General features: G+C 70.5%; 23 protein-coding genes. 14 read left to right on the top strand and 9 right to left on the bottom strand.

Going from position 1 to position 24,352, the window contains the following annotated elements:
• Nucleotides 1-3 precede the first annotated feature (3 nt).
• The 5 genes from KCQ71_RS11880 to KCQ71_RS11860 form a co-directional block, all read right to left on the bottom strand.
• Nucleotides 4-363, bottom strand: a complete 360-nt coding sequence (locus tag KCQ71_RS11880; protein WP_223406108.1) for a hypothetical protein — start codon at nucleotides 361-363, stop codon at nucleotides 4-6.
• Nucleotides 363-782, bottom strand: coding sequence for a flagellar export chaperone FliS (fliS, locus tag KCQ71_RS11875; protein WP_223406106.1), 420 nt, complete (start codon nucleotides 780-782; stop codon nucleotides 363-365). The genes KCQ71_RS11880 and fliS overlap by 1 nt, the downstream gene beginning before the upstream one ends.
• Nucleotides 783-834: 52 nt before the next feature.
• Nucleotides 835-2,259, bottom strand: a complete 1,425-nt coding sequence (gene fliD, locus KCQ71_RS11870; RefSeq protein WP_223406104.1) for a flagellar filament capping protein FliD — start codon at nucleotides 2,257-2,259, stop codon at nucleotides 835-837.
• Nucleotides 2,260-2,379: 120 nt separating this feature from the next.
• Complete coding sequence (locus tag KCQ71_RS11865) at nucleotides 2,380-3,216, bottom strand: flagellin N-terminal helical domain-containing protein (RefSeq protein ID WP_223406102.1); 837 nt, start codon at nucleotides 3,214-3,216, stop codon at nucleotides 2,380-2,382.
• Between the two features lie 112 nt (nucleotides 3,217-3,328).
• Nucleotides 3,329-4,132, bottom strand: coding sequence for a sigma-70 family RNA polymerase sigma factor (locus tag KCQ71_RS11860; RefSeq protein WP_223406100.1), 804 nt, complete (start codon nucleotides 4,130-4,132; stop codon nucleotides 3,329-3,331).
• A 140-nt stretch (nucleotides 4,133-4,272) separates the two neighbouring features.
• On the opposite strand from KCQ71_RS11860, the gene flgN reads away from it, so the two are divergent.
• Genes flgN through KCQ71_RS11835 form a run of 5 tightly spaced genes read left to right on the top strand, consistent with a single transcriptional unit; the run spans nucleotide 4,273 to nucleotide 7,930 of the window.
• Nucleotides 4,273-4,800: a flagellar export chaperone FlgN gene (gene flgN, locus KCQ71_RS11855; RefSeq protein WP_308116631.1), complete on the top strand. Its 528-nt coding sequence runs from the start codon at nucleotides 4,273-4,275 to the stop codon at nucleotides 4,798-4,800.
• Nucleotides 4,801-4,807: 7 nt separating this feature from the next.
• Complete coding sequence (gene flgK / locus KCQ71_RS11850) at nucleotides 4,808-6,223, top strand: flagellar hook-associated protein FlgK (RefSeq protein ID WP_223406096.1); 1,416 nt, start codon at nucleotides 4,808-4,810, stop codon at nucleotides 6,221-6,223.
• Nucleotides 6,224-6,228: 5 nt separating this feature from the next.
• Nucleotides 6,229-7,110 carry a flagellar hook-associated protein FlgL gene (flgL, locus tag KCQ71_RS11845; RefSeq protein ID WP_223406094.1) on the top strand — a complete coding sequence of 294 codons (882 nt, stop codon included), beginning with the start codon at nucleotides 6,229-6,231 and terminating at the stop codon, nucleotides 7,108-7,110.
• Nucleotides 7,107-7,493 (top strand): flagellar assembly protein FliW, encoded by a 387-nt coding sequence (fliW, locus tag KCQ71_RS11840; protein ID WP_223406092.1) that lies wholly within the window; start codon nucleotides 7,107-7,109, stop codon nucleotides 7,491-7,493. Before flgL ends, fliW begins: the two co-directional genes overlap by 4 nt.
• Nucleotides 7,490-7,930 carry a helix-turn-helix transcriptional regulator gene (locus tag KCQ71_RS11835; protein ID WP_223406090.1) on the top strand — a complete coding sequence of 147 codons (441 nt, stop codon included), beginning with the start codon at nucleotides 7,490-7,492 and terminating at the stop codon, nucleotides 7,928-7,930. Before fliW ends, KCQ71_RS11835 begins: the two co-directional genes overlap by 4 nt.
• Before the next feature lie 13 nt (nucleotides 7,931-7,943).
• On the opposite strand, the gene KCQ71_RS11830 is transcribed toward KCQ71_RS11835, so the two are convergent.
• Nucleotides 7,944-8,927, bottom strand: coding sequence for a hypothetical protein (locus tag KCQ71_RS11830; RefSeq protein WP_223406088.1), 984 nt, complete (start codon nucleotides 8,925-8,927; stop codon nucleotides 7,944-7,946).
• A gap of 4 nt (nucleotides 8,928-8,931) precedes the next feature.
• Nucleotides 8,932-9,852, bottom strand: a complete 921-nt coding sequence (locus KCQ71_RS11825) for an LLM class F420-dependent oxidoreductase (RefSeq protein WP_223406086.1) — start codon at nucleotides 9,850-9,852, stop codon at nucleotides 8,932-8,934.
• 395 nt (nucleotides 9,853-10,247) lie between these two features.
• Here KCQ71_RS11825 and KCQ71_RS11820 point away from each other — a divergent pair, with 395 nt between their 5' ends.
• The 3 genes from KCQ71_RS11820 (at nucleotide 10,248) to KCQ71_RS11810 (ending at nucleotide 13,410) form a co-directional block, all read left to right on the top strand.
• A complete protein-coding gene (locus KCQ71_RS11820; protein ID WP_223406084.1) occupies nucleotides 10,248-10,982 on the top strand; it encodes an HAD family hydrolase in 735 nt (244 codons plus the stop codon).
• A gap of 333 nt (nucleotides 10,983-11,315) precedes the next feature.
• Nucleotides 11,316-12,095: a 6-phosphogluconolactonase gene (locus KCQ71_RS11815; protein WP_223406082.1), complete on the top strand. Its 780-nt coding sequence runs from the start codon at nucleotides 11,316-11,318 to the stop codon at nucleotides 12,093-12,095.
• Nucleotides 12,096-12,174: 79 nt separating this feature from the next.
• Nucleotides 12,175-13,410 carry an N-acetylglucosamine-6-phosphate deacetylase gene (locus KCQ71_RS11810; protein ID WP_223406080.1) on the top strand — a complete coding sequence of 412 codons (1,236 nt, stop codon included), beginning with the start codon at nucleotides 12,175-12,177 and terminating at the stop codon, nucleotides 13,408-13,410.
• 25 nt (nucleotides 13,411-13,435) lie between these two features.
• Here the strand turns inward: KCQ71_RS11810 and KCQ71_RS11805 are convergent, their stop codons facing one another.
• A complete protein-coding gene (locus tag KCQ71_RS11805; RefSeq protein WP_223406078.1) occupies nucleotides 13,436-13,939 on the bottom strand; it encodes a hypothetical protein in 504 nt (167 codons plus the stop codon).
• Between the two features lie 108 nt (nucleotides 13,940-14,047).
• Nucleotides 14,048-15,040, bottom strand: coding sequence for a LacI family DNA-binding transcriptional regulator (locus KCQ71_RS11800; protein ID WP_223406076.1), 993 nt, complete (start codon nucleotides 15,038-15,040; stop codon nucleotides 14,048-14,050).
• Between the two features lie 144 nt (nucleotides 15,041-15,184).
• Here KCQ71_RS11800 and KCQ71_RS11795 point away from each other — a divergent pair, with 144 nt between their 5' ends.
• The 6 genes from KCQ71_RS11795 to KCQ71_RS11770 all read left to right on the top strand — a co-directional run bounded on the left by KCQ71_RS11795 (nucleotide 15,185) and on the right by KCQ71_RS11770 (nucleotide 24,251).
• Nucleotides 15,185-16,441 (top strand): Gfo/Idh/MocA family protein, encoded by a 1,257-nt coding sequence (locus KCQ71_RS11795; RefSeq protein ID WP_223406074.1) that lies wholly within the window; start codon nucleotides 15,185-15,187, stop codon nucleotides 16,439-16,441.
• Nucleotides 16,442-16,594: 153 nt separating this feature from the next.
• A complete protein-coding gene (locus tag KCQ71_RS11790; RefSeq protein WP_223406072.1) occupies nucleotides 16,595-18,559 on the top strand; it encodes an ABC transporter substrate-binding protein in 1,965 nt (654 codons plus the stop codon).
• Nucleotides 18,560-18,608: 49 nt separating this feature from the next.
• The gene (locus KCQ71_RS11785) at nucleotides 18,609-19,601 is read left to right on the top strand and encodes an ABC transporter permease (protein ID WP_163541817.1); all 993 of its coding nucleotides are present in this window, start codon (nucleotides 18,609-18,611) and stop codon (nucleotides 19,599-19,601) included.
• Nucleotides 19,601-20,764: an ABC transporter permease gene (locus KCQ71_RS11780; protein ID WP_223406070.1), complete on the top strand. Its 1,164-nt coding sequence runs from the start codon at nucleotides 19,601-19,603 to the stop codon at nucleotides 20,762-20,764. The genes KCQ71_RS11785 and KCQ71_RS11780 overlap by 1 nt, the downstream gene beginning before the upstream one ends.
• Entirely contained in the window at nucleotides 20,761-22,635 is a 1,875-nt protein-coding gene (locus KCQ71_RS11775) for an ABC transporter ATP-binding protein (RefSeq protein WP_223406068.1), read from the top strand. The genes KCQ71_RS11780 and KCQ71_RS11775 overlap by 4 nt, the downstream gene beginning before the upstream one ends.
• Nucleotides 22,632-24,251: an FAD-dependent oxidoreductase gene (locus tag KCQ71_RS11770; RefSeq protein ID WP_223406066.1), complete on the top strand. Its 1,620-nt coding sequence runs from the start codon at nucleotides 22,632-22,634 to the stop codon at nucleotides 24,249-24,251. The genes KCQ71_RS11775 and KCQ71_RS11770 overlap by 4 nt, the downstream gene beginning before the upstream one ends.
• The last annotated feature ends 101 nt before the right edge of the window (nucleotides 24,252-24,352 follow it).

The raw sequence follows: 24,352 nt of genomic DNA, 5'->3' as shown, positions 1-24,352 counted from the left end.
AGGTCAGCCGGTGACGTCCAGGTAGACCGGATGTCCGGCGTCCGCGCTCGGTACGGCGGCGATCGCCGCACGGTGTCGGCGAGCCGCGGACATCGAGCCCCGGAGGGCCGCCGCGGCGTCCTGCTGGGCGGCGAGGACCGCGCGGGCCCGGTCGGCGAGTCCGGCCGGCATCGGGCCGAGGCCCGACGGCGGGACCCAGGCCGCGCCGTCGGCGGGCGGCATCGTGGTCGCCGTCGTGGTGCTCGGCGATGGCACGGCGGTGTGCCGGGCGTCCCGCTCGAGGGTGTCGAGGAACTCGGCCCAGGTGGCCGGCTCGCCTCGGGTGACGGTCGCGGCGTCGGCGGCCGGGTCGGCGTGCGTCATCAGGCGACGCCGAGCGAGCCGTTCGGCGCTGCGCTGCGCAGCGCCGGCAGGTTCGTCGCGGCCTCGTGCCAGGCCGACCGGATCGGCTCGAGGAGCTCGCGCACGGACGCGATGAGGCCGGGGTCGCGGGTCGTGCTCGCGGTCAGCAGTGTGGACAGCGCGTAGGCGTAGATCGCGTGCAGCTGGGCCCCGCCGTCCCAGGCATCGACGTCCAGGGTGGTCATCAGCTCGGTCACGATGCGCTGGGCGTGGATCAGGTGGCCGCGGGCCTGCGCCCAGTCCTCGAGTTCCTGCGCGCCCTCGGCCCGGCTGAGATCCAGCAGCAGCCGGTCGTAGAGCATCGTGACGAGGCGGGCGGGGGAGGCGGCGAGCACCTGGTCCTGAAGGTAGGACTGCCGGGCCGCGGTGTAGGTGGACATCGGTGGCGCGCCCCGCGCGGGGCTGCCTCCTCTCGGGTGGTTCGGGGGCCGGTCAGGCCGTGGACGACGTCGCGAGGCTGGCGAGCTGTGAGGCGAGGTAGGACTGCTGGGACTGCAGTCGGGACAGTGCGATTTCCATCGCGGTGTAGGTCCGCTGCAGCGTCTCGCGGCGCGATCCGAGACGCCGGTCCCACTCGGCGATCTGGGTGCCGATGTCCTTGACGTGGTCCTGCTCGCCGGTGATCCGGGCGCTGAGCAGGCCGGTCTTCGGCGCGGAGACCGTCGCCGCTGCCTCGGCGACGCGACCGGCGATGGCGGCCAACGTGCCGGTGACCCGGTCCGGGTCGGTGGCGAGCGCCTCCCGGAAGACGTCCGCGTCGAACTCGACGGTGCCGTCGCGCGTGATCACGATGCCGATCTCGGACGGGGAGCGCCCGTCGACCGGTGCGGTCGTCGCCGTCAGCAGCCGCGAGGAGGTGTCGCGCACCGTGGACTCCCCGGCGAACAGGCCGCCGGTGACGACGGCCTTCCCGTCGGCGCCGATCGTGGACGAGACCCGGCTCCGGGTCGCGATCTCGGCGAAGATCTGCGCGAGCGCCCCGACCAGTTCCTCGGCCGCGGTGGTCTGGGCCTCGACGTCGGCGGCCACCGTGACGGTGACCGGGTCCGGACCTGCCGCGGAGACGGTCAGGTCCACGCCGGCCATGAGGTCGGTGAACGTGTTCGTGGCCGAGGTGACCTGTTGCTCGGCCGGGGTGCCGGCCCAGAGCGTCACGACGGCGTCGGCCGCGCTGCGTACGTGCGCGGCGCCCGGGCGGGTGAACAGGTCCGCGGCGGTGCCCGCCGTCACGTCGGCGGCCGAGCCGGCGAAGACCTCGAACGCGGCGTCGGCGCCGGAGGCGGACGCGGTGAACTGGAGCCGGTGCAGCGCCTGACCGGTCACGGGGTCGAGCCCGGCGGCCACCTTCGTGGCGCGTACCCCGGCATCGGAGGTGTTGACGGCCGCCACCACGGCGTCGAGGTCGGCACCGGCGGCAGTGATCTCGGTGAGCTCACCGCTCGCGGACCGGACCGTGAGCACGGCCGGGTCGGTGTCCCAGGCGGACATCGCGGCCGTGACCGAGGTCTGGGTGCGGGCCACGGAGGAGACCACGACGGACAGGTCGCCGGTCCCGGCGCCGTCCTTCGCGGTCGCGGTCACGGCCGGGTCGCTGCTGGTGACCGTGCGCGGCTGCAGCCCGGTGTCGGTGCTGAGCGCCTCCGCGCGCTCGGTCAGGGCGGCGATCTTCGTGTTCAGCGACTGCCATGCCGTGATCAGGTTGTCGGCGGCGGTGCGCTTGGAGGTGAGGATGCGCTGGGGCCCGGCCTCGGCGGAGAGCAGCGCATTGATCAGCGAGGTGGTGTCGAGGCCGCTGATGATGCCGTCGATGCCGAAGGAGGCCATCGCGAGTGCTCCGATCAGGTGGGTGGTCGGCAACGGGCCGGTGGGATGGCGACGCCCGGGGTGGTGGCCGGACGGGGCGGCACCCGCCCCGGGCGTCGGTCATGACCGCTGGAACCCAGTGGCCGGCCGGTGGGTTCACCGGCCGGCGGCGGATCAGCGGAGCAACTGCAGAACGCCCTGCGGCGCCTGGTTGGCCTGCGCGAGCATGGCAGTGCCGGCCTGCGACAGGATCTGCGAGCGGGTGAAGTCCACCATCTCCTTGGCCATGTCCGCGTCGCGGATGCGGGACTCGGACGCGGTCAGGTTCTCGATGGACACGTTGATGTTCTTCACCGCGTACTCGAGGCGGTTCTGCGTCGCTCCGAGCTCGGAACGACCGGTGGAGACCGAGGCGATGGCCGCGTCGATCGAGTCGATGGCGGTCTGGGCCGCGGTCGCGTCGGTCACGGCGACACCGGCCGTGGTCATGTCCGCCACGATGGTGGACAGGTTGTTTGCCGCCAGGCCGACCGTGATCTGCGAGCTGGCGCCCGAGTCCGCACCCACCTGGATGGTGAGGTCGGTCGCGGTGCCGTCCAGCAGCTGGATGCCGTTGAAGTTCGTGCTGTCGGCGATCCGGGTGAGCTCGGCGGTGAGGTCGGTGAGCTCGTTGGAGATCGCGGTGCGCGAGTCGTCGTTGTTCGTGTCGTTGGCACCCTGGACGGCGAGGTCGCGCATCCGCTGCAGGATGGAGTGCGCCTCACCGAGGGCACCCTCGGCGGTCTGGACGACGCTGATGCCGTCCTGAGCGTTGCGGGCGGCCACGCTGTAGCCATTGACCTGGCTGCGCAGGCCCTCGGCGATGGACAGGCCGGCCGCGTCGTCACCGGCGCGGTTGATCCGCAGACCCGAGGAGAGCTTCTCCAGGGACTTGGCCTGCTGGTCCTGCGTGACGGACAGGTTGCGGTAGGCGTTGGCTGCCGCGGTGTTGGTGTTGATGGCGAAACCCATGATGCTTTCCTCCGTGAGTGGGCTGGTCGTGTCCGGCCCATCCGTGGGCCGGTCACCGGTACCTCTCGGCCGGTTACCAGCGGATGTAAGCAGTCGGGTCGATCCTCATCCGTCAGGACACGGCGCGCACGGACTCCGGCCGGGTGAAGCCGCCCTGGGTCAGGGCAGCGAGCTCGGTGAGGAAGGCGAGGCGCCGCGACGGCGCGACCCGTGACCTGGGTTCCGGCGCGGCGCCGTCGCCGTCGCCGTAGTGGGTGGCGAGTCCGTCCCGGAGCAACCGGACCGCCTCGGCACGCTGCTGGGACACGGCGGCGTGGGAGATGCCCAGCTCCGCCGCGATCTCGTTCACGGTGCGGTCGGCGAAATACACCTGCTCAGTGATGTAGCGCATCCGCTCCGGCAGCGCTGCGACAGCGGCCCGCACGTAGGTGGCTCGTTCGGCGACGAGTACCGCGTCCTGGGGTGAGCCGTTCGCATCCTGCAGCCGGTCGACGGTGACATCGTCGAGCGGCTGCACGGTGCGGGCCGCGTCGGCCAGTGCGGCGTCCACGCCGGCCAGGTCGACCCCCAGGGCGTCCGCGAGCTCCTCGCGCGCCGGCTCCCGGCCGAGGGAGGCGCGCAGCTGTTCGCGGACCGCCAGGGTCTGCCTGATCCGGCTGCGGGCACCGCGGGTGGCCCAGTCGCCCGCTCGCATCTCGTCCGCGAGCGCGCCGAGGATCCGCTGGCGGGCGTAGGCGCCGAACGGCACGCCGAACGTCGGGTCGAACGCATCGGCGGCGGTCACCAGGGCCACCGCACCGGCCGAGGCCAGATCGTCGCGGCTCAGGTGCGTGGCTCGCCGGCAGACATCGGCGACGAGATAGCCGACCAGTGGCAGGTTCGCCACCACGACCGCATTGCGCTCGGCACGATTCACGACTCGGACCCCCGGGACCTTGGAACGGAGCACGATCGGTCGAGGCCGGACCGGCCCGCTGTCGTGCGGAGGTGACACTACCTCATGTATAGACGTTGGACTAGACCTTACGTCCGTTGCCCAGTTGCCGAGAGTGGTCGATGCGAGGGAACGAGTCCTCGCGTCGGACCGGGATCGGGGTTGGCATGGGAGTGCAGGAGTTGTCCGCCGCCATATGGCACCAAAGGAACTTGCTGGAGTTGCTCCTGTTCAAGTTGACCGAGGAGCAACTGCTGCTGACCGCCGGCCGTACCGACTGGCTTGCGAACGCCACCCGCGAGGTGGAACAGGTAGTCGAGCGTCTATACGAATCCGGCCTAGCGCGAGATGTGGAGGCGGCCGGTGTGGCCGGCCAGTGGGGCGCCGCCGACGGCAGCAGCCTGCGCGAGCTGATCCAGCACGCGCCGCCACCGTGGGACGAGGTCCTCTCCGAGCACCTCACCGCCCTGACCACCCTGACCACTCGGATCCGCGACCTGCGGGACGCGAACGCGCAGTTCCTGCGCGCTGGGCTGCGCGCCGCGCAGGAGACCCTGGCCGGACTCGACGGTGCGACCGGAACGTACGACTCCCACGGGGCCAGCCGGGCCGAGCCGGTCGGCGCGCGCCTCGTGGACAAGAGACTGTGAGGACACCATGAGCACCTTCGCCGGACTGAACACGGCCTACCTCGGCGTCACGGCCCAGCGTCGCGCCCTCGACGTGGTGGCTCAGAACGTCGCCAACCTGAACACCGTCGGGTACACCCGGCAGCGAGTGGAGCTCTCGGGCATCGGCTCGCCGGCCGCGCTCGGCCTGTTCGCCGGCAGTCCGGAGCCCGGGCGCGGCGTCCGGGTGGACGGCGTCACCCGGCTCGGGGACGCCTACCTCGACGCCCGGGTCCGCGGGACCGCCTCGTCGCACGGCTTCAGTGCCGTGCGGGCCTCGGCGCTCTCGGCACTTGAGGGATCGCTGCACGAACCGGGTGAGAACGGTCTTGCGGCGAAGCTCAACGACTTCTGGGCATCCTGGTCCGACCTTTCGAACCGGCCCGGCGAGCGGGCGTCCGAGACCGTCGTCCTGGAGGTCGCCGCGGCCGTCGTAGTTGCGGTGAACCAGGGCTACGCCGAGGTGGACGCGCACTGGGGCCGCGCCCGGGAGCAGGCCGACGCGCTGGTCGCAGAATTGAACACCGCCGCCGCTGGGGTGGCCGAACTGAACGCACGGATCCGGTCCACGGCCGCGGCCGGTGGTTCGGTGAACGAACTCGTCGATCAACGGTCGAACCTGACCACCACCATCGCGACGCTCGCCGGTGGGGAGGTCCGCCAGCGCGGGGACGGCACCGTGGATGTCCTGGTCGGAGGCAACCCACTGGTGTCCGGAACGACGCACAGCCCGGTCCAGGTCGCCGGAGCGGGCCGGTTGGGGGACGCCGCCTCCGACCCGGTGCGCGTGGAGTGGGCCCACCGGCCGGGCGTGCCCGCGGGACTGGGCGGCGGTGAACTCGCGGGAACCATCTCGCTCCTGGCTCCCGCCAACGGAACCGGCACCGGTGGCGTGCTCGCCGAGGCCGCCGCCTCCTACAACGCGTTCGCGACCGACCTTGCCGCGAAGGTGAACGCCGTGCACACCGCCGGCCGGACCGTCGACGGCGTCGCGGCCGGGGACTTCTTCGGCCTCACCGCGGGCGCGCCGGCTGCCGCGGGGCTCCGGGTGGTCGCGACCGCACTCGCGACGGGCGCCCCGGGAGCAGGCGGCCACGACGGCTCCGTGGCCGACGCCATCGCGCAGATCGGCTCCGGCCCGCAGGCGCCCGACGCGCTCTGGGCAACGTTCGTCTCCGGGACCGGGGTCCGGGCCCGTGGTGAGTCCGAGACTGCCGCCGTGGCGGCGCTCGCGGCGGGGTCGGCCCTGGACCTGCAGTTGGGCAACGCCGGTGTCGACCTCGACGAGGAGACCATGAACATGATGACCTTCCAACGCGCCTATGAGGGCTCCGCCCGGGTGATGACGGCGATCGACGAGATGCTCGACACCCTCATCAACCGGACCGGGATCGTCGGGAGGTGACCGCCATGATCAACCGCGTCACGCACCAGATGACCGCACGCACCGCGGCGCAGAACCTGCAGGCCTCGCTGGCCCAGCTGAACAAGCTGACCGAGCAGGCGACCAGCAACACCCGGATCTCACGCCCGTCGGATGACCCGAGCGGGACCGCGGAGTCCCTTCGCCTTCGTGGCGAACAGCGCGTCGCGCAGCAGCACGCCCGCAACGCCCAGGACGGCCATGCCTGGCTGACCACCGTCGACTCCGCCATCCAGGCCGGGATCGACCTGATCGGACGTGCCCAGGATCTGACCATCCAGGGCGCCAACGGGGCGACCGCGCCGGCTGCCCGTGAGGCGCTCGCCATGGAGATCGATGGGATCCGGGAGGCCCTGCTGGTCCAAGCGAACGCCACCTACGGCGGGCGATCGGTGTTCGCGGGCACCTCCGACGAGGCGACCGCGTTCGACCCGGACGGTACGTACACGGGTGTCCCGGGCGCCACGGTGCAGCGTCGGATCGGCCCGGGCGATTCGGTCCGGGTCGACGCCGACGGTGCGGCAGTCTTCGGATCCGGACCCGGATCGGTCTTCGCGCTGATGTCCGACATCGCAGCGGATCTGCGCTCGGGTGCGGATGTCGGTGCGCGGATCGACGAGATCGACGGGCGCCGGCAGCAGATGCTCACTGAGCTCACCGGCGTGGGCACCCGCTACAACCGGTTGGAGGTGGCCGAGGTGGCCACACAGGAACGCATGGGAGGGTTGGAGCGCAGGCTCTCCGACGTCGAGGATGTGGACATGGCCAGGATGATCATCGACCTGAAGTCCGCCGAGGTCGCGTACCAGGGCGCCCTCGGCGTCACGGCGCGGGTACTCCAGAACAGCCTGCTGGACTTCCTGCGATGAGCACGGTCTCCTTCCTCACGCCGCCCCCCGGGCTTGCCCCGAATGTGGAGTTCGAGCTGACACCGGTGCCAGGGGCCACCGGCCTGCTGACGTTGACCACCGCCGGGGACGACGGCCTGCGGTTGTTCCTCATCGACGCGGACACGCACCTGCCCCGGTACGCCCCGGTGCTCTCGGCCGAACAGGGCAACCGGCTCGGCCTGGTGGACGCGAGCGACGCCGAGGTGTTCGTGGTGGCCAACCCCGCCGGCGAGATCACCACCGTCAACCTGATGGCACCCGTGATCGTGCACCGCCGCAGCGGTGCCGCCCTCCAGGTGATCCTGGAGAACCAGGACTGGCCGTTGCAGCACCCGCTCGGTGAGCCGGTGAGCACCAGGTGAGCGAGCCCGATCTGGTCGACCGCGCTCCGAAGGACGCACGACTGGTGGATCCCGGTCAGGACGGGCACGAACCGGCTACGCGAGTGACCCCGGCGCTGCCCGGCTACCTGAGCCTGCGGGAGATCGCTGCCCTGGCCGCGATCGCCGTCGGAACCCTGCGCTCCTACCGCCGGGACTCCTCGACGGGCTTCCCGGCGCCCGCCTGGCGGGCCGGGTCGACCCCGCTCTGGCGGGTCGAGGACGTGCGGGAGTGGCTCGCCGCCCGGCCGTTCTCCCCGACCATGACGCGGGCGATGCCGGACGGCTCGATCGAGGTCGCACGCGCCTCCGACTACGTCGCCCGCCGGGCCGCCGGCCGCGTCGGCCGGGCGCGCAGGCGGCACCTCAGCGAGCCACACGTGCGCGGAGCGCTGGCCGCGCTGGAGGCCGGCGACTGACGCCCGCGGCGTTTCAGTCGATGAGCCGGGCCTGCGGCACCAGCGCGGACAGGTCCCGCAGGGCCACGTCGCCGGCGGGCCCGTTCACGAACACCCGGACGGGGATCCTCGTCGAGGAGTAGGCCTCCTCGAACGCCTCCCGGAGCGCGCGGGGGGAGCGCGACAGGCCCCACTCCACGGTCTCGTCGGTGGAGCGCAGGAAGTCGGCGAACAGCGGGTCCGACGTCCACAGCTCGGGCACCGCACCGGACGTGTCCAGGGCCAGTCGCACCACGGAGGAGATGGCCCGCCGCTGCCGCACGGTGTTGCTCGAGGTGAGCGGGCCGATGACGAACTGCGCGCGCCGATGCGTTGTCGTGAGGTCGAAGCCCGGCCGGGCCCGGCCGGTCAGGTTGGGGGGTTCGAGGATCCGTTCTCCGTCGCGCAGCATCCGTTGGAGGCCGAGCGCGACCGCCGTCGCCGTACTCACCGCGGACAGCCGATCGGCACGCCGGCGGGCGAGGGAGGCGTACTCGATCAGCTCGGCGGCCGCCTCCGGATCGGATACCAGCGACTCCGGCGCCATGCGGTGGGCGTCACCGTCGGAGGGCTGCACGGTTGCCGCCGTCGCGCCGGACAGTCCGCGCTCCCAGTCGTCAACGAACCGGCCGAGGGACGGTGTCACGAGCGCCCTCGCGAGGTTGCGCCAGGCGAGCCCTGCGGCGTCGGTGACGTCCTCCGGTCGACGGGTGGTCGGAGCGCTCCGGCGCTGGGTCCGGCCGGTCGCGGGGGCGGAGACCTGGAACCCCAGCTGCTGGAAGATCCGCCGCGCGGTGTCCGTGGTGAAGTCGGCTCGGTACAGCCCGATGCTCAGCTCCAGCGCCTGCTTGACCGGCCAGTGCAGGCCCGCCACCGCGACCCAGTGGAGCTGGACCCGCGCGGGTCGGTGCCCGGCGAGCGACTCGCGCACGCTCTCCTGCGTGAGGTGGTGCGATCGACCCTTGATCGTGAAGCGCATGGCATCAACCCACGTGCGGTGCGATCTCGCGTGCGACCAGATCCAGGTGGTCCAGATCCTGTAGGTCCATCACCTGCAGATAGACCCGCTCCACACCGGACTCCCGCAGGCCGGCCAGGCGATCCGTGGCCTCGGCCACGGTGCCGGCGATGCCGTGCTCACGCAGCTCCGCGCCTTCGCGCCCGATGGCGGCTGCGCGGCGGGTGAACTCCGCCTCGTTCGCGCCCACACAGAGGACATGCGCGGCCGAGTAGGTCAGTGAGTCCGGGTCCCGGCCGGCCTCGATGCAGGCGGCTCGGACGCGGTCCAGCTTGGGCGCGACCTCGTCGAACTCGGCGAATCCGAGGTTGAACTCGGACGCGAACCTGGCCGCCAGCGCCGGCGTGCGCTTGGGGCCCTGTCCGCCGATGATCACCGGGATGGACGCCTGCACCGGCTTGGGCAGGGCGGGGGCGTCGGTCAGCTGGTAGTGCTCTCCGGCGAAGGAGAACGTCTCACCGACCGGCGTCTGCCACAGGCCGGTGATGATCTCGAGCTGCTCCTCGAGCAGCCCGAACCGCTTGGCCGGGAACGGGATGCCGTAGGCGGTGTGCTCGGCTTCGTACCAGCCCGAACCGAGGCCGAGCTCCACGCGGCCGCCGGACATCTGGTCCACCTGGGCCACCTGGATGGCGAGCACGCCGGGCAGCCGGAACGTGGCGGAGGAGACGAGTGTGCCGAGCCGGATCCGGGAGGTCTCCCGGGCCAGGCCGGCGAGCGTGGTCCACGCGTCGGTGGGTCCGGGCAGGCCGTCGCCGCCCATGGTCAGGTAGTGGTCGGAGCGGAAGAAGGCGTCGAAGCCGAGTTCCTCGGTGGCCTTGGCGACGGCGAGCAGGTCGTCGTAGGTGGCGCCTTGCTGGGGTTCGGTGAAGATGCGCAGCTGCATGGGTCCACCCTGCCATGGCCGGTCCGCCGGTGACCGCGACGATCTCGGCGGACGCGTCCGGGCGGACCCGGGCATTGGCCGGCTGGGGAGGTCCAGCGGGCATGAAGAAGCCCCGCGGTTCCCGACGTGGTGTCGGGGTGCCGCACTGGACGAAGGTGCGGCCCCGCAGGGCTCCGGTGGCTGCCGTGGTCTCGCTAGCGCTCGTGCGCCGTGGAGACGGCATGCCGTCCGTTCACTTTGACGAGCGGCTAGCGGACAGCCACCTCACGAGTCCCAAGATTCTTCACGTCTCGGACCACCTCCTTTCGCGTGTGCGGCCAATCTACGTCTGTCGTCGCTCCGCGCCAAGGTATTTCCGATACGTATCTCGGACCGCCGCTACCTACACTCGTGCGATGCCGCAGATCCGCATGGTCGCCTTCGACGCCGATGACACGCTCTGGCGCAGCGAGGACTACTTCGATGCCGCCCAGGTGGAGTTCGAGCGCATCGTCGCGCCGCACGTCAGCAGTCCCGGCGCGCTCGACCGGCTCGCCGCCATCGAGCGGGCCAACCTGGCCGTCTTCGGCTATGGCGTCAAGGGCATGGCGCTGTCCATGATCGAAGCCGCGATCGAGGTCACCGAGCAGCGGATCAGCGTCGCCGACCTGCACCGGATCATCGTCCTCAGCAAGGAGATGCTCGCTCACCCGGTCGAGCTCCTGCCGGGGATCCGGGCGGCGGTCGAGGAGATCGCCGCGGTCCATCCGATCGTCATGATCACCAAGGGCGACCTGTTCCACCAGGAGGCCAAGGTCCGGGACTCCGGTCTCGGCGATCTGTTCCGGCGCATCGAGATCGTGAGCGAGAAGGACACGGCCACCTACGCACGGCTGCTGTCGGAGTTCGACGCAGGAGCGTCGGAGTTCGTGATGATCGGGAACTCGCTGCGTTCGGACATCGCGCCGGTCCTCGCGCTCGGCGGCTGGGGCGTGCACGTCCCCTACCACCTCACCTGGGCACACGAGCTCGAGGCGGAGATCCCGGCGTCGGACGCGCGCCGGCTCTACACGGTCGCCGAGGCGTCCGAACTCCCGACGGCGGTGCGCACCATCGTGGACGCGGCGTCGCCGGAGTCCGTGGGCACCTGAAGCAACCGGCCCGCGCTGCCCGCGGGCCGGGCACTGACGGCACCACCGCCGTCGGGACGCGTGTCGCCTGACGGCACCACCACCGTCGGGAGCGTGTCGCCTGACGGCACCACCGCCGTCGGGAGCGTGTCGCCTGACGGCACCACCGCCGTCGACCCCACGATCCACCGCGAGCCCGCAAGCGGTCCTGCACGTCCACAGCCGGCCCTCGAAGCCCCGCACAAATCCTCGACGATCGCGCAATGCACGCGGTTGCGGTACGGTTGCATTTCGTTGCGCCAGGGCTTGGACCCGGGCGCCGTTCACACCCAGTTGAAGCGCAGGAGGAGTCAAGTGTCGGAGCCGATCCAGCAGTTCGTCGCCGGGGAGCTACCCGTTGCGGTGTACGCCTCGGAGGCTGAGATGGGGGCCGCCGCGGCCGCCAGCGCCGCCCGGGTGATCCGCGACACCGTTGCCGCCAAGGGGCACGCGCGGGTGGTCATCGCGACGGGGAACTCCCAGTTCGCATTCGTCGAGGCGCTCAAGGACCAGGACGTCCCGTGGGGGGACGTGACCGCGTTCCACATGGACGAGTACGTCGGCATCGACGAGAACCACACCGCGAGTTTCCGCCGCTGGATCCGGGAGCGCATCGAGGAGCCCTTCGCGCCGGGGAAGGTGGAGTACATCATCGGAGACGCGCCCGACCCCCAGGAGGCCGCAGACGCCTACGAGGCCCTGCTCCGCGAGGCCCCGCTGGACCTGGTCTGCATGGGCATCGGTGAGAACGGCCACCTGGCCTTCAACGAACCCTTCGACGCCGACTTCGACGACGAGCGCTGGACCCGGATCATCACACTGACCCCGGAGTCCGTGCTGCAGCAGGTCGGCGAGGGGCACTTCCCGGACGAGGCCGCTACCCCGAAGACGGCCATCTCGATGACCATCCCCGCGCTGCTGTCCGCGACGCACGTCCAGGTCTGCGCGCCGGAGGCCCGCAAGGCCCGGGCCGTGGCCCGCGCACTGTCGGAGGACGTCAGCACGGCCTGCCCCGCCACGAAGCTGCGCGAGTCCCCGAACGCCAGGCTCTTCCTCGAGCGGGCGTCCGCGTCCTTGCTCCCCGCGCAGGCCTGAGCACTCGCTCACCAAGGACCCCGGCCCGGCCCTGCGGGGGTGGGGCTGGGCCGGTCGACCAGCCGGGTAGGTTCGGAGCATGACGTTCGGAGCCGGCAGAGAGAGGCACGAGATGGCCGAGCGGGTCCTGCTCACGTCCGGCAGGGTAGTCGCCGGGGGCGCGCTGCTCGACGGCGCCTGCGTCCTCCTCGAGGGCACGCGGGTCGCGGACGTGCTCACCTCCGCGCCGCCGGCCGCTCTGCTGGAGTCCGCGCGGGTGCTGGACGTCGGTGGGCGGATCGTCGCACCGGGCCTCATCGACCTGCACATCCACGGCGCCGCGGGCCGCTCCTTCGAGGAGGCGGCCCTGGCGCAGGACGGTCCGGCGGACGACGCGGTCCCCGCGATCCTGCGACACCTGGCATCGGTCGGGGTGACCGCCACCCAGGCCTCACTCGCCTCCGACCGCGTCGACGTGATGGCCGGGAAGGTCCGGGCCCTGCACGCCTGGCGTGACCGCGGCGTCCCCGATGGCGCGGACCTGCTCGGCGTCCACCTCGAGGGCCCGTTCCTCGCCGAGGCCCAGGCCGGCGCCCACGAGCCGAGCAAGCTGCGCGCGCCGTCCGCTGCGGACGTGGCAGCGTTGGCGTCGCTCGCCCCCGCGATGGTGACGCTCGCGCCGGAGCTACCGGGCGCCGTCGACGCGATCCGGGCTTTCGCCGCCGTCGGCACGGTGGTGGCCGCCGGTCACAGCGAGGCGACTGTGCCCGCCCTCGCCGCGGCCGTCGAGGCCGGCCTGCGTCACGTCACCCACCTGTGGAGCGGGCAGTCCAGCACCATCCGCAGCGGCCCGTGGCGGGTGCCGGGTCTGCTCGAGGCCTCCCTGTCCTCGGACAGCCTCACCGCCGAGGTGATCGCCGACGGCAAGCACCTGCCGCCCGCGCTCCTGGAGATCGCCCGCCGGTGCCTGGGTGAGCGACTGGTCGTGGTGTCCGACGCGACCCAGGGGGCCGGCATGCCCGAGGGGTACCGCTACGGGCTCGCGGACGTGCGCTGCGAGGTGCGCGACGGCGTCGGCATGGTGATCGGCGCCGACGCCTTCGGTGGGAGTACCACCACCCTGGCCGCGATGCTGGCCCACCTGTACCTGGGTCTGGGCTGGCCGCTGCTCGAGGTGATCGCGATGGGCTCCTCACGTCCGGCCCGGGTGGCCGGCGTGGCCGACCGCAAGGGTGCACTCACGCCCGGTCACGACGCGGACGTGGTCGTGTTCTCCGACGATCTGGTGCCGTGGCGCACATTCGTGCGTGGGCACGAGGTCCCCGCAGGCGTGTGACCCACGCCCGCGGCGCCCGGCGGGTTCAGAAGGGCGGGTCGGCGATGAGGGTGACGACCGCGATCACGACGATGAGTGCCACGACGCCGCCCAGCGCCCAGAGCCAGACCTTGCCCGCGCCCAGGTGCTTGGCGTTCACGCCGAAGGTCGCGAGCCGGTCGGTCCACCACCTCGGGGTGGGCATGCCCTCCGCAGCGATGCGGGCGTTGTACTGCTCGACCGACTCCCACGGCTGCGGGCTGATCACCGCATCGCCGATCATGATCCGGAACTTCTGCCCGGAGACCGTCTTGAGGTTGAGGGTGGACTGTTGGGAGCCGTACGTGCCGCCCACGTAGGAGGCCTTGGCGACCTCCTGGGGGGCGAAGTCGGCCAGGACCTGTTCCTGCGGGCTCTCAAGGTCGATGATCCGGATCCGGTCCTGGCGGGTCCACTCCAGGCGTACCTTCTTCGTCTGGAACACAGTGGCGCCGGTGAAGATGGTGACGTTCAGGCGCAGGTCGGTCTGCAGTGGGGCGGGCTGGTTCATCGAGTGGCTCTGCTCTCCGGCGGCCGGCGCGGGCTGCCTGGCTGGGGTACGGCGCGAGTGTAGACCGGCCTGGCGCCCGCAGCTCAGACGACGACGGCGGTCGTGGCGTCAGCGCTCGGGGGGTGCCGGTGCCGTGCTGCCCCGGATGATCAGCCGCGTCTCGAGCTGCACGACCGGCTTCGGGGCGTCCTCCGGGTGGTCGACCAGGTCCAGGACGAGGTCGACGGCGGTGGCCCCGGCCCGCGTGCCCGGCACGTGGATCGAGGTGAGGGTCGGGTAGGCCATGCCGGACATCGGGCTGTCGTCGATGCCGATCACCGAGATGTCCGGACCGACGCGCATGCCGCGCTCGGTCAGGCGGGCCATCAGACCCATGGCGATCATGTCGTCGTAGGCGATCACCGCGGTGATGTCGCGACTGTGCACGAGGTCCGCCGCGCGCACCCCGGCCTGGATCTGCGGCTCGAAGGGACCGAACTCGACCAGCTCGAGGTTCAGCTCGGCGCACGCGGCGCGCATCGCCGCCTGGCGCTGGGAGTTCGACCAGGACCGTCGGGGGCCGTTCAGGTAGCAGATCCGCTTGTGACCGAGCGAGGCGAGGTGCTCCACGGCCTCCTGGATGCCCTCGGACGCCTCGATGATCACGCTCGCCGCGCCGTCGACCTTGCGGTTGACGAACACGATCGGCTGCAGCGCGGCCAGCTCGGGCAGGGACTCGACCGGGGTCCGCGGGGACACCACGATCAGCCCGTCCACCCGCTTGCGCATCACACGGGCGCGCTGGATCTCATCGGCCGGGTGCTCGTCGACATCGGAGATCAGCACGGTCTTGCCCTTGGCACTGGCCCGGCTCTGAACCGCCTTGATGATCGGCGGGAAGAACGGGTTGGCGATGTCGGGGACGATCAGCCCGATCAGATCGCTGCGGCCCGAGGTCAGCGAGCGGGCCACCTGGTTCGGCTCGTAGCCCATCTCCCGGGCCACGCGACGTATCTTCTCGCGGGTGGCGTCGTTGACCTTCTCGGTGCCGGACAGGGCGCGGGAGACCGTCGACGCCGACATCCCCACCGCTCGTGCCACGTCCGCAAGTGTCACGCTCATGCGCACTCCATTCCGCCGCGATCCATCGTTGCCGCAACCTGCAACAAGGGGCAAGGCTAGCGCAGCCTCGTCATCCTGTGGAAAGCCTGAGGATCCGGGGCCGCATGCTTGCCGCAAGCGCTTGCGTCCCGTAGCGTCTTCGCCATGATCACCCAACCTGAGACGGATCGCCGTGGACTGTCCACCGATCGTCATGCGACCCTGCGGCTCGGCGTCGTCGGCAACGGCAACCGAGCGATCATCGCCAAGCGCGCAGCTGATGACGACGGCGACGCGGTCGTCGTCGCCGTCGCCGATCCCCATCCGCGCGCACAGGACCGCGCGTTCGAACGCTTCGGCCCCGAGGTCCGGGTCGGTGACGACGTCTCGGTCCTGCTCGACGCCGGCATCGATGCCGCGTTCGTGACGTCGCCGGACGACCTCCACGCAGACCAGGCCGAGCGACTGCTGCGGGCCGGCGTCGACGTGTTCGTCGACAAGCCCCTGGCCACCACGGTTGCCGATGCCGACCGGATCCTGAGGGCCGCCTATGAGTCCGGCAGCCGCCTGTACGTCGGGCACAACATGCGGCACATGCCGGTGATCCGCCTGATGCGCGACCTCGTCGAGGAGGGTCGGATCGGCGAGGTGAAGGCGGTCTGGTGCCGCTACTTCGTCGGTGACGGCGGGGACCGGTTCTTCAAGGACTGGCACGCCGAGCGTGCCCATGTGAACTCGCTGCTGCTGCAGAAGGGCGCGCATGACATCGACGTGATCCACTGGCTGGCCGGTGCCTACTCGACACGCGTGAGCGCGATGGGCGGCCTGACGGTCTACGGCGAGGTCACCGACCGGACCGACCGCTCCGGGCAGATGGTCGGCGAATGGCTCGATCGCGAGAAGAACTGGCCGCCGTTGGCGCAGACCGGGCTGAACCCGGTCGTCGACGTCGAGGACATCTCGATGATGACCATGCGCCTGGACAACGGGGTGTTCGCCACCTACTCCGAGTGCCACTACACCCCGGACTACTGGCGCAACTACACGGTCATCGGAACCGAGGGGCGGATCGAGAACTTCGGTCTCGGGCCGGAGGGCGTGGTGCGGCTGTGGAACCGCCGTTCCGAGTATGCCGAACACGGCGATGTCGAGTTCCCGATCCCGGACGTCGAGGGCGGCCACCACGGCGCGGACCCTCGCCTGCTCCGCGAGTTCCTTGAGTTCGTGCGTACGGGTGCGCCGACCGAGACGTCGCCGGTGGCGGCGCGCGAAGCGGTTGCGGCCGGTGCGACCGCCGCGGAGTCGATGCGGGCCGACGGCGGTGCGCTGCCGGTCCCACCGTTGGATCCCGCCCTCCGGGCCTACTTCGAGGCGGGCCAGCGTCGAGCCGACCACGCCGACCGCAGTGCACGCGATGCCTAGTTGCCGCAACCGCTTGCGGTCGCTAATGTGGACGAAGCGCCAGGGATCCGAACAGTCGGAGCGCCGGCTTGCGGACGGGGTCGTCCGCAAGCGACCTGCCGAGGGTGGCGGGCGAGATCTGACCAGACGAGACCGGATAGAGGAGTGTTATCGATGACGATCTACACACGGGATGTCTCCCGTCGCAGTCTGCTTGTGTACGGCGGGGGCGGTGCCCTGATCACCGCCCTCGGGCTCACGGCATGCACGGCGGAGGAGGAGTCGCCGGACCCGTTCGGAGGCGGCGGCACGGACGCCATGGAGTCGCCGATGCTCACCGAGCTCGTCGAGGCCGGTGAACTGCCGGAGCTCGCCGAACGGCTACCCACCAACCCGAAGGTCCTCGAGCCGCTCGACGGCCCGGGCCAGTTCGGCGGAACCCTCCGGTACGCGCAGACCGACGTGAACGCCACGGCGGTGCTGCAGTCCTTCGCGAACCAGGGCCTGCTGGAGTGGGGCTGGGATGCGAACACCCCCGAGGAGAGTGTCGCGGAGTCGTGGGAGGTGAACGAGGACAACACCGTCTACACGCTGACCCTGCGTGAGGGTCTGAAGTGGTCCGACGGCGAACCGTTCACCACCGCGGACGTGCTCTTCTCGATGGTCGACTGGCTCGGCAACAGCACCCTGATGCCGGCTGTGCCGTTCTGGTTCGCGAACCTCGACGGCACTCCGCTCACCGCCGAGGCCGAGGACGAACTCACCCTCACCGTGACGTGCAACGAGCCGTTCGCCCTCCTGCCCAAGTACTTCTGTCACCCCGCCGTCGGGTACCAGTTCCTCAAGCCGCGCCACTACCTGGAGCAGTTCCACGGCGGCCTCACGGACGAGGCGACCGTGCTCGCCGAGGCACAGGAGGCCGGCTTCGACTCGTGGGACCAGTTGTTCGCGGACCGGGACAACCTCTGGACCAACCCGGACCGACCGACCATGGGCGCCTACCAGGTGGTCGAGGCTGCGAACGCGCAGAGCGGGGTCGGCCGGCTCAGCCGGAACCCGTACTTCTGGAAGACCGACCCGGACGGACGCCAGCTCCCCTACATCGACGAGATGCAGATCCAGGTGCTGCAGCAGGACACCATGGAACTGCGTGCCGCGAACGGGGACCTCGACTTCCTCGGCAACGGGCTCGGATACAAGGCTGCACAGGTTCTCCAGCAGAACGCGGAGACGAACGGCTACCGGATGCTGCGGTGGCGCACGAGCAACGACGGCCTGCTCGCGATGTGCCCCAACCTCTCCCACCAGGACGAGGTGCTCCGCGAGATCTTCCTGAACCGGGACTTCCGGATCGCGCTCTCGCACGCCATCGACCGCGACGACATCAACAACACCCTGATGGACGGCCTCGGACCGATCCGGCAGCCGAACCCGACCGAGGGCAGCGACTACTACGTCGAGGGCGGCCAGAACTACCTCGAGTACGACGTCGACAAGGCGAACGAACTGCTCGACGGCATCGGCCTCACGCTCGGCTCCGACGGCATCCGGCTACGCCCGGACGGCGCACCGCTGCAGGTCACCGCGATCTTCGTGGAGGCGACCGACGGCGTTCCCCGCGCGGACGCCCTCGGGATGATCCAGGCGGCCTGGGCCGCGGTGGGTATCGACCTGCTCATCCGGCCGGTCGACGGCACGCTCGCCTCGGAGCTGCGCAACGGCAACGACTTCGACTTCGACTGCACGCCGCACCCGAGCAACGACTGGGACCTCGAACCCGTCTGGTTCATCCCCACGTCCTCCGGCAGCCACACCGCACCCGGCTACGGGCTCTGGTACAACACCGGCGGCACCGAAGGGATCGAGCCTCCGGAGGAGTTCCAGACCCTCATGGACAACTGGGACGCGCTGCGCAGCGCCGCGACCGACGAGGAACGGATCGCAGCGGGTCAGGCGATCGCGACACAGCACGACGAGGAGGCCTACGTGATCGGCATCGTCGGTGTCCCGTTCCAGCCCGTCGTGGTCGGCGTCGACGTGCACAACGTCCGGGACGACGAACCGAGCCTCGACTTCTACCACGGCCGGGAAGGCGTGACGAAGCCGGCGCAGGTGTACTTCGCAGAGGCGGCGTCCTGAGGCCGCTCCCGCCCCACGGCGGTGGGGACGTCACCCGCCTGGAGGTCCGATGCTGAGGTTCGTGGTCCATCGCGTGCTGCATGTGATCCCGACGCTGCTCGTCGTGACACTCATCGCGTTCTTCATCATCCAGCTTCCACCGGGTGACTTCCTCAGCTCCCAGATAGCTCGGATGGAGGCGGCCGGCGACTCGGTGGACCCGGCCGCCGTCGAGGCCCTGCGTACTCGCTACGGGGTCGACGAACCATTCTGGGTGCAGTACTGGAAGTGGATCAGCAACATCCTGCTGCACGGTGACTTCGGGCTCTCGTTCGAGTACCGCCGCCCGGTCAGCGACCTGATCATGGAGCGCCTGCCGCTGACCATTCTGCTGGGGGTCGCGACGCTCCTGTTCACGTGGGCGATCGCCCTGCCCGCCGGCGTCTACTCGGCGATCCGGCAGCACTCGGGCGGTGACTACGTGATCTCGGCCCTCGGGTTCATCGCTCTCGCAGTCCCGAACTTCCTCGCTGCGCTCGTGCTCGCGTACATCGGATTCAAGTACTTCGGGCAGAGCGTCGGTGGCCTGTTCTCACCGGAGTACGCGAACGCACCATGGAGTCTGGCGAAGTTCGGAGACCTGCTTGAGCACCTCTGGATCCCCGTTGTGATCATCGGACTCGCCGGGACGGCCGGGATCATCCGGACCACGCGGGCGAACATGCTCGACGAGCTGCACAAGCCCTACGTGACCACGGCCCGCGCCAAGGGACTGCCCGAGGGCCGGATCGTACGCAAGTACCCGCTGCGGATCGCGCTGAACCCGTTCATCTCGACGGTCGGATGGAACATCCCATCCATCTTCGACGGCGAGGTGATCGTCGCGACGGTACTCGCGCTCGGCACCACCGGGCCGCTGCTGCTGTCCGCGTTGCAGTCCCAGGACATGTACCTTGCGGGCGGCATCATCCTGATCGTCGCGGTCCTGACCGTGATCGGCACACTCATCTCGGACGTTCTGCTCGCGGTCGTCGACCCGCGCGTCCGGTTCGGGGGCAAGTGATGGTGACCCAGAGCACCGACGAACGTCTCGACGAGCCCGATGAGGTCGTCGAACTGGTCGACGACACCGGGAAGTCGCGGACCGCAGTCACCTCCGCACCTCAGTGGAAGCTGATCTGGTGGCGGTTCCGCAAGCACCGGCTCGCGCAGATCGGTCTGATCGCGCTCATCGTGATGTACCTCGCGGCCGCCTTCGCCGGATTCATCGCTCCGTTCAACACGACCAGCTACAGCGGCGAGCACGCCTACCACCCACCGCAGGGCGTGCGGTTCTCCTTCGCCGAGGGCTTCTACGTGCACCCGACCACCTCCGAGGTGGACATCGAGAGCCTCGAACGGATCTTCGAGCCGGATACCTCGGAGTTCGTCAACCTCGGGTTCTTCGTGCGCGGTGACAGCTACCGGCTCCTCGGCCTGTTCGACTCCGACGTGCACCTGTTCGGACCCGAGGACCCCGATGAGCGCTGGTACCCACTCGGTGGTGACCGGAAGGGTTCGGACCTCTGGTCCAAGATCCTCTACGGCTCCCAGATCTCGCTCTCGATCGGTCTGGTGGGCGTCTCGATCTCGCTGATCCTCGGACTGTTCCTCGGTGGGATCTCCGGCTACTTCGGTGGCTGGGTCGACACGGTCATCCAGCGCGTCGTCGAGATCATCATGAGTATCCCGACGCTGCCACTGTGGTTGGGGCTGGCCGCGTCCGTCCCACCGGACTGGGGCCCGGTGCCGACCTACCTGATGATCACGGTGATCCTGTCGCTGGTCGGTTGGACGAACCTGGCCCGGGTGGTCCGTGGCCGACTGCTGCAGACGCGCGACGAGGACTATGTGATCGCCGCCCGGCTCGACGGCGTGCCCACCAACCGCATCATCTTCCGGCACATGCTGCCTTCGTTCACGTCGCACATCATCGCTTCGGTGAGCCTGGCGGTGCCGGCGATGATCCTCGCCGAGACGTCCCTGTCCTTCCTGGGTCTTGGCCTGCGCGCACCCGCGGTGTCCTGGGGCGTGCTGCTCCAGGACGCCCAGAGCGTCAACACGGTGGCGACCGCACCCTGGCTGATGTTCCCGGGGCTCGCGGTGGTGATCGCGGTCGTTGCGTTCAACTTCGTCGGTGACGGGCTCAGAGACTCGGCCGACCCCTACGGAAAGAGGTCCACGTGATCCGCCGACGGCGCCACCCCCGCAGGGACGTCGGGCGGGAGCTCGACGAAGCCGCCGTGACCGCCGACGAGCTCGCCAGCCCCGACGCCGTCCTCGACATCCGCGGCCTGCAGACGGTGTTCCGATCCGACGAGGGCGTGGTCCGAGCCGTCGACGACATCGACCTCGTCGTCCGGCGCGGGACCACGACGTGCGTCGTCGGGGAGTCCGGGTCCGGGAAGTCCGCGACGGCCCGGTCCATCATCCAGGTCGTGGACGTTCCCGGGCAGGTGGAGGCGGGCCGGATCCTGTTCCGGCCCGATGACTCACGGCCCGCCGTCGACATGGCCCGGCTCGACCCCCGCGGCGAGGCCATCCGCGGGATCCGCGGCCGGGAGATCGGGCTCATCTTCCAGGAACCGATGGCCTCGCTCAGCGCGGTGCACACGATCGGCAACCAGATCTCCGAGGTGCTCGAGCTCCACACCGACCTGCCGCCCGCCGAGATCCGTGACCGGGTGATCGAGGAACTGCGAAGCGTCGGGATCCCGCGGGCCGAGGAACGGATCGACGCGTTCACCTTCCAGCTCTCCGGCGGCATGCGCCAGCGCGCGATGATCGCGATGGCGCTCATCGCCAGGCCGTCGCTGCTGATCGCGGACGAGCCGACCACGGCCCTGGACGTGACCACCCAGGCACAGATCCTCGACCTCCTCGGCGACCTCAAGCGCGAACGCGACATGACGATGATCTTCATCACCCACGATCTCGGCGTGGTCGCGGAGATCGCCGATGACGTGGTCGTCATGCGGCACGGCAAGGTCGTCGAGACCGGGCCCGTCGACCAGATCTTCCACGACCCGCAGCACGACTACACGAAGGAACTACTGGCCAGCCTGCCCCAGCGGCACTCGGCGACCCGCGCCGTCGTCACGGAGCCCGAGACGCCCCCGACGACGACGGTCGGCGGGTCGGCGGACGAGTCCGTCCGGCATACGGCCCCGGACGTCACCCCCCTGCTCAGCGTCAGGGACCTGCGGATGGAGTTCGACACGGTCTCCGGGGCTCTGTTCGGCCGGAAGCGCAAGGAGAAGGTGGTCGCCGTCAACGGGGTCAGCCTCGACGTGCTCCCGGGCAGCACCGTCGGCCTGGTCGGTGAGTCCGGATGCGGCAAGACCACGCTCGGGCGCTCGATCATGCGCGTCTACCAGCCGACGGCGGGCGAGATCCGCTACCGCAGCGGCGACGGCACGGTCGCGGACCTCGCGACCATGTCGGAGAAGCAGCTGCTGCCGTACCGCCGCGCGATGCGGATGATCTTCCAGGACCCCTACGGCTCCCTGAATCCCCGGATGACGGTGCAGCAGGTGATCGGCGAGCCACTGCGTGTCGCAGGCATGGCGCAGGGGTCCGAGCTGAGCGACCGGGTCGCGGACATGCTCGACCGGGTCGGACTCAAGCGCGCGATGGCGACCCGCTACCCGCACGCCTTCTCCGGTGGGGAACGGCAGCGGATCGGCATCGCACGGGCGCTGATCACCGGACCGGAACTGGTGATCGCTGACGAGGCGGTCTCCGCGCTCGACGTCTCGGTCCGGACCCAGATCCTGGAACTGCTCGCCGGCCTGCAGTCCGAACTCGGGCTGACCTACCTGTTCGTCTCCCACGACCTCTCGGTGGTCGAGCGGATCTGCGACCGGGTCGCCGTCATGTACTACGGCAACATCGTCGAGGAGGGCTCGGCCGCGGAGGTCTTCGAGGACCCGAAGCACGGGTACACCCGCGCGCTCCTGTCCGCGGTGCCGATCGCCGACCCGCGGCTACGCGGCACCCGGGAGCGGATCGTCTACCGCCCGGACGACGTCCCGGCTGCCGACGACGAGGCGGCGTGAGCGCCTCCGGCGCCGAGGTTGCGGCGGACATCCTCGTCGTCGGTGGCGGTCTCGGTGGCGTCGCCGCCGCGCTCGCGGCCGCGCGCTCCGGGCGGCGGGTGCTGCTCACGGAGGAGTACCCGTGGCTCGGCGGCCAGTCCACGTCGCAGGCGGTACCGCCGGACGAGCACGGGTGGATGGAGCGATTCGGGGGCACTCGCACCTACGGGGAACTGCGTGAGGGTGTGCGCGAGTACTACCGGCGGTGGTACCCGCTGACCGCGCGGGCGCGGGCGGATCGGCGGCTCAACCCGGGCCTCGGGCGAGTCAGCGGCCTCTGCCACGAGCCGCGGGTGTCGGTGGCCGTCATCGAAGGCATGCTCGCACCCTGGCGGGCGGCCGGGCGCCTCGAGATCCGACTCCGGCACCGGCCGGTGGCGGCGACCACCGACGGGGACCGCGTGACCAGCGTGACGCTCCGCGACCTCGACAGCGGCGCCGAGACCGTAGCGGTCGCGCCCTGGGTCATCGACGCGACCGAGACCGGCGAGCTGCTCCCGCTCACCGGCACCGAGTACGTCACCGGGTTCGAGTCCCAGGGGGACACCGGGGAGCCCAGCGCCCCGCAGGTCCGCCAGCCGTTGAACATGCAGGCTGCCTCCTGGTGCTTCGCGATCGATCACGTCGACGGCGATCACACCATCGACCGTCCCGACGACTACGACCACTGGCGCGGCTACCGGCCGGATTACTGGCCCGGCCCGATGCTCGGCCTGCTCGCACCACACCCACACACGCTCGAGCCCAGGCAGCACTACTTCCACCCGAACACCGACGCCGACGCCGGCTTCCGGTCCCCGGGCCGCCCGGATCCGGACCCGGACGAGCTCTGGACGTTCCGACGCATCCTCGCGCAGGCGACGTTCGAGCCGGGCACCCTGCACAGTGACGTCACGCTCGTGAACTGGCCGATGATCGACTACGTCGAGGGTCCGCTCTTCGAGGTCGGGGCGGAGGAGTCCGCACGGCACCTCCGGGGGGCCAAGAGGCAGGCCCTGAGCTTCTTCTACTGGTTGCAGACGCAGGCTCCGAGGCCCGACGGCGGCACAGGCTTCCCTGGGCTGCGGCTGCGGCCCGACATCACCGGCACGCCCGACGGGTTCGCCCAGGCGCCGTATATCCGCGAGTCGCGTCGGATTGCCGCCGAGTACACGGTCGTGGAGCAGGACGTGTCCCGCGCCGAGCGTGCGGGACGAGGGATCCGGCGCCATGCCGACTCGGTCGGCATCGGGTTCTACCGCCTGGATCTGCATCCTTCGACCGGCGGTGACAACTACATCGATCTGCGTGCCCTCCCGTTCGAGATCCCGCTCGGGGCACTGCTGCCGGTGCGGATGCGCAACCTGCTCCCAGCCGCCAAGAACATCGGCACCACGCACATCACGAACGGCTGCTACCGCCTGCATCCGGTGGAGTGGAACATCGGGGAGAGCGCCGGACTCCTGGCCGCCCATGCCCTCGACGAGGGCGTCGACCCGAGGCAGATCCGGTCCGACGACCGGCGCCTGCGGGACTTCCAAAGGCTATTGACCGCCGAGGGCATCGATCTGTCCTGGCCTGCGCCCGGGATGGACTGAGCGGCCGCACCGGCTGCACCGCGTCGTCGCGTCCGCCGTCGGTCCGGGTGGACCGACGGCGGACGCCGCGCAACACACGGTCACGCGTTAACCAGGTAGAA

The sequence above is a fragment of the Occultella gossypii genome (assembly GCF_019947135.1).
GTDB classification, from domain to species: domain Bacteria; phylum Actinomycetota; class Actinomycetes; order Actinomycetales; family Beutenbergiaceae; genus Occultella; species Occultella gossypii.
Note: the sequence above shows the minus strand (reverse complement) of the source record. Positions and strands in the feature narration are given on the sequence as shown.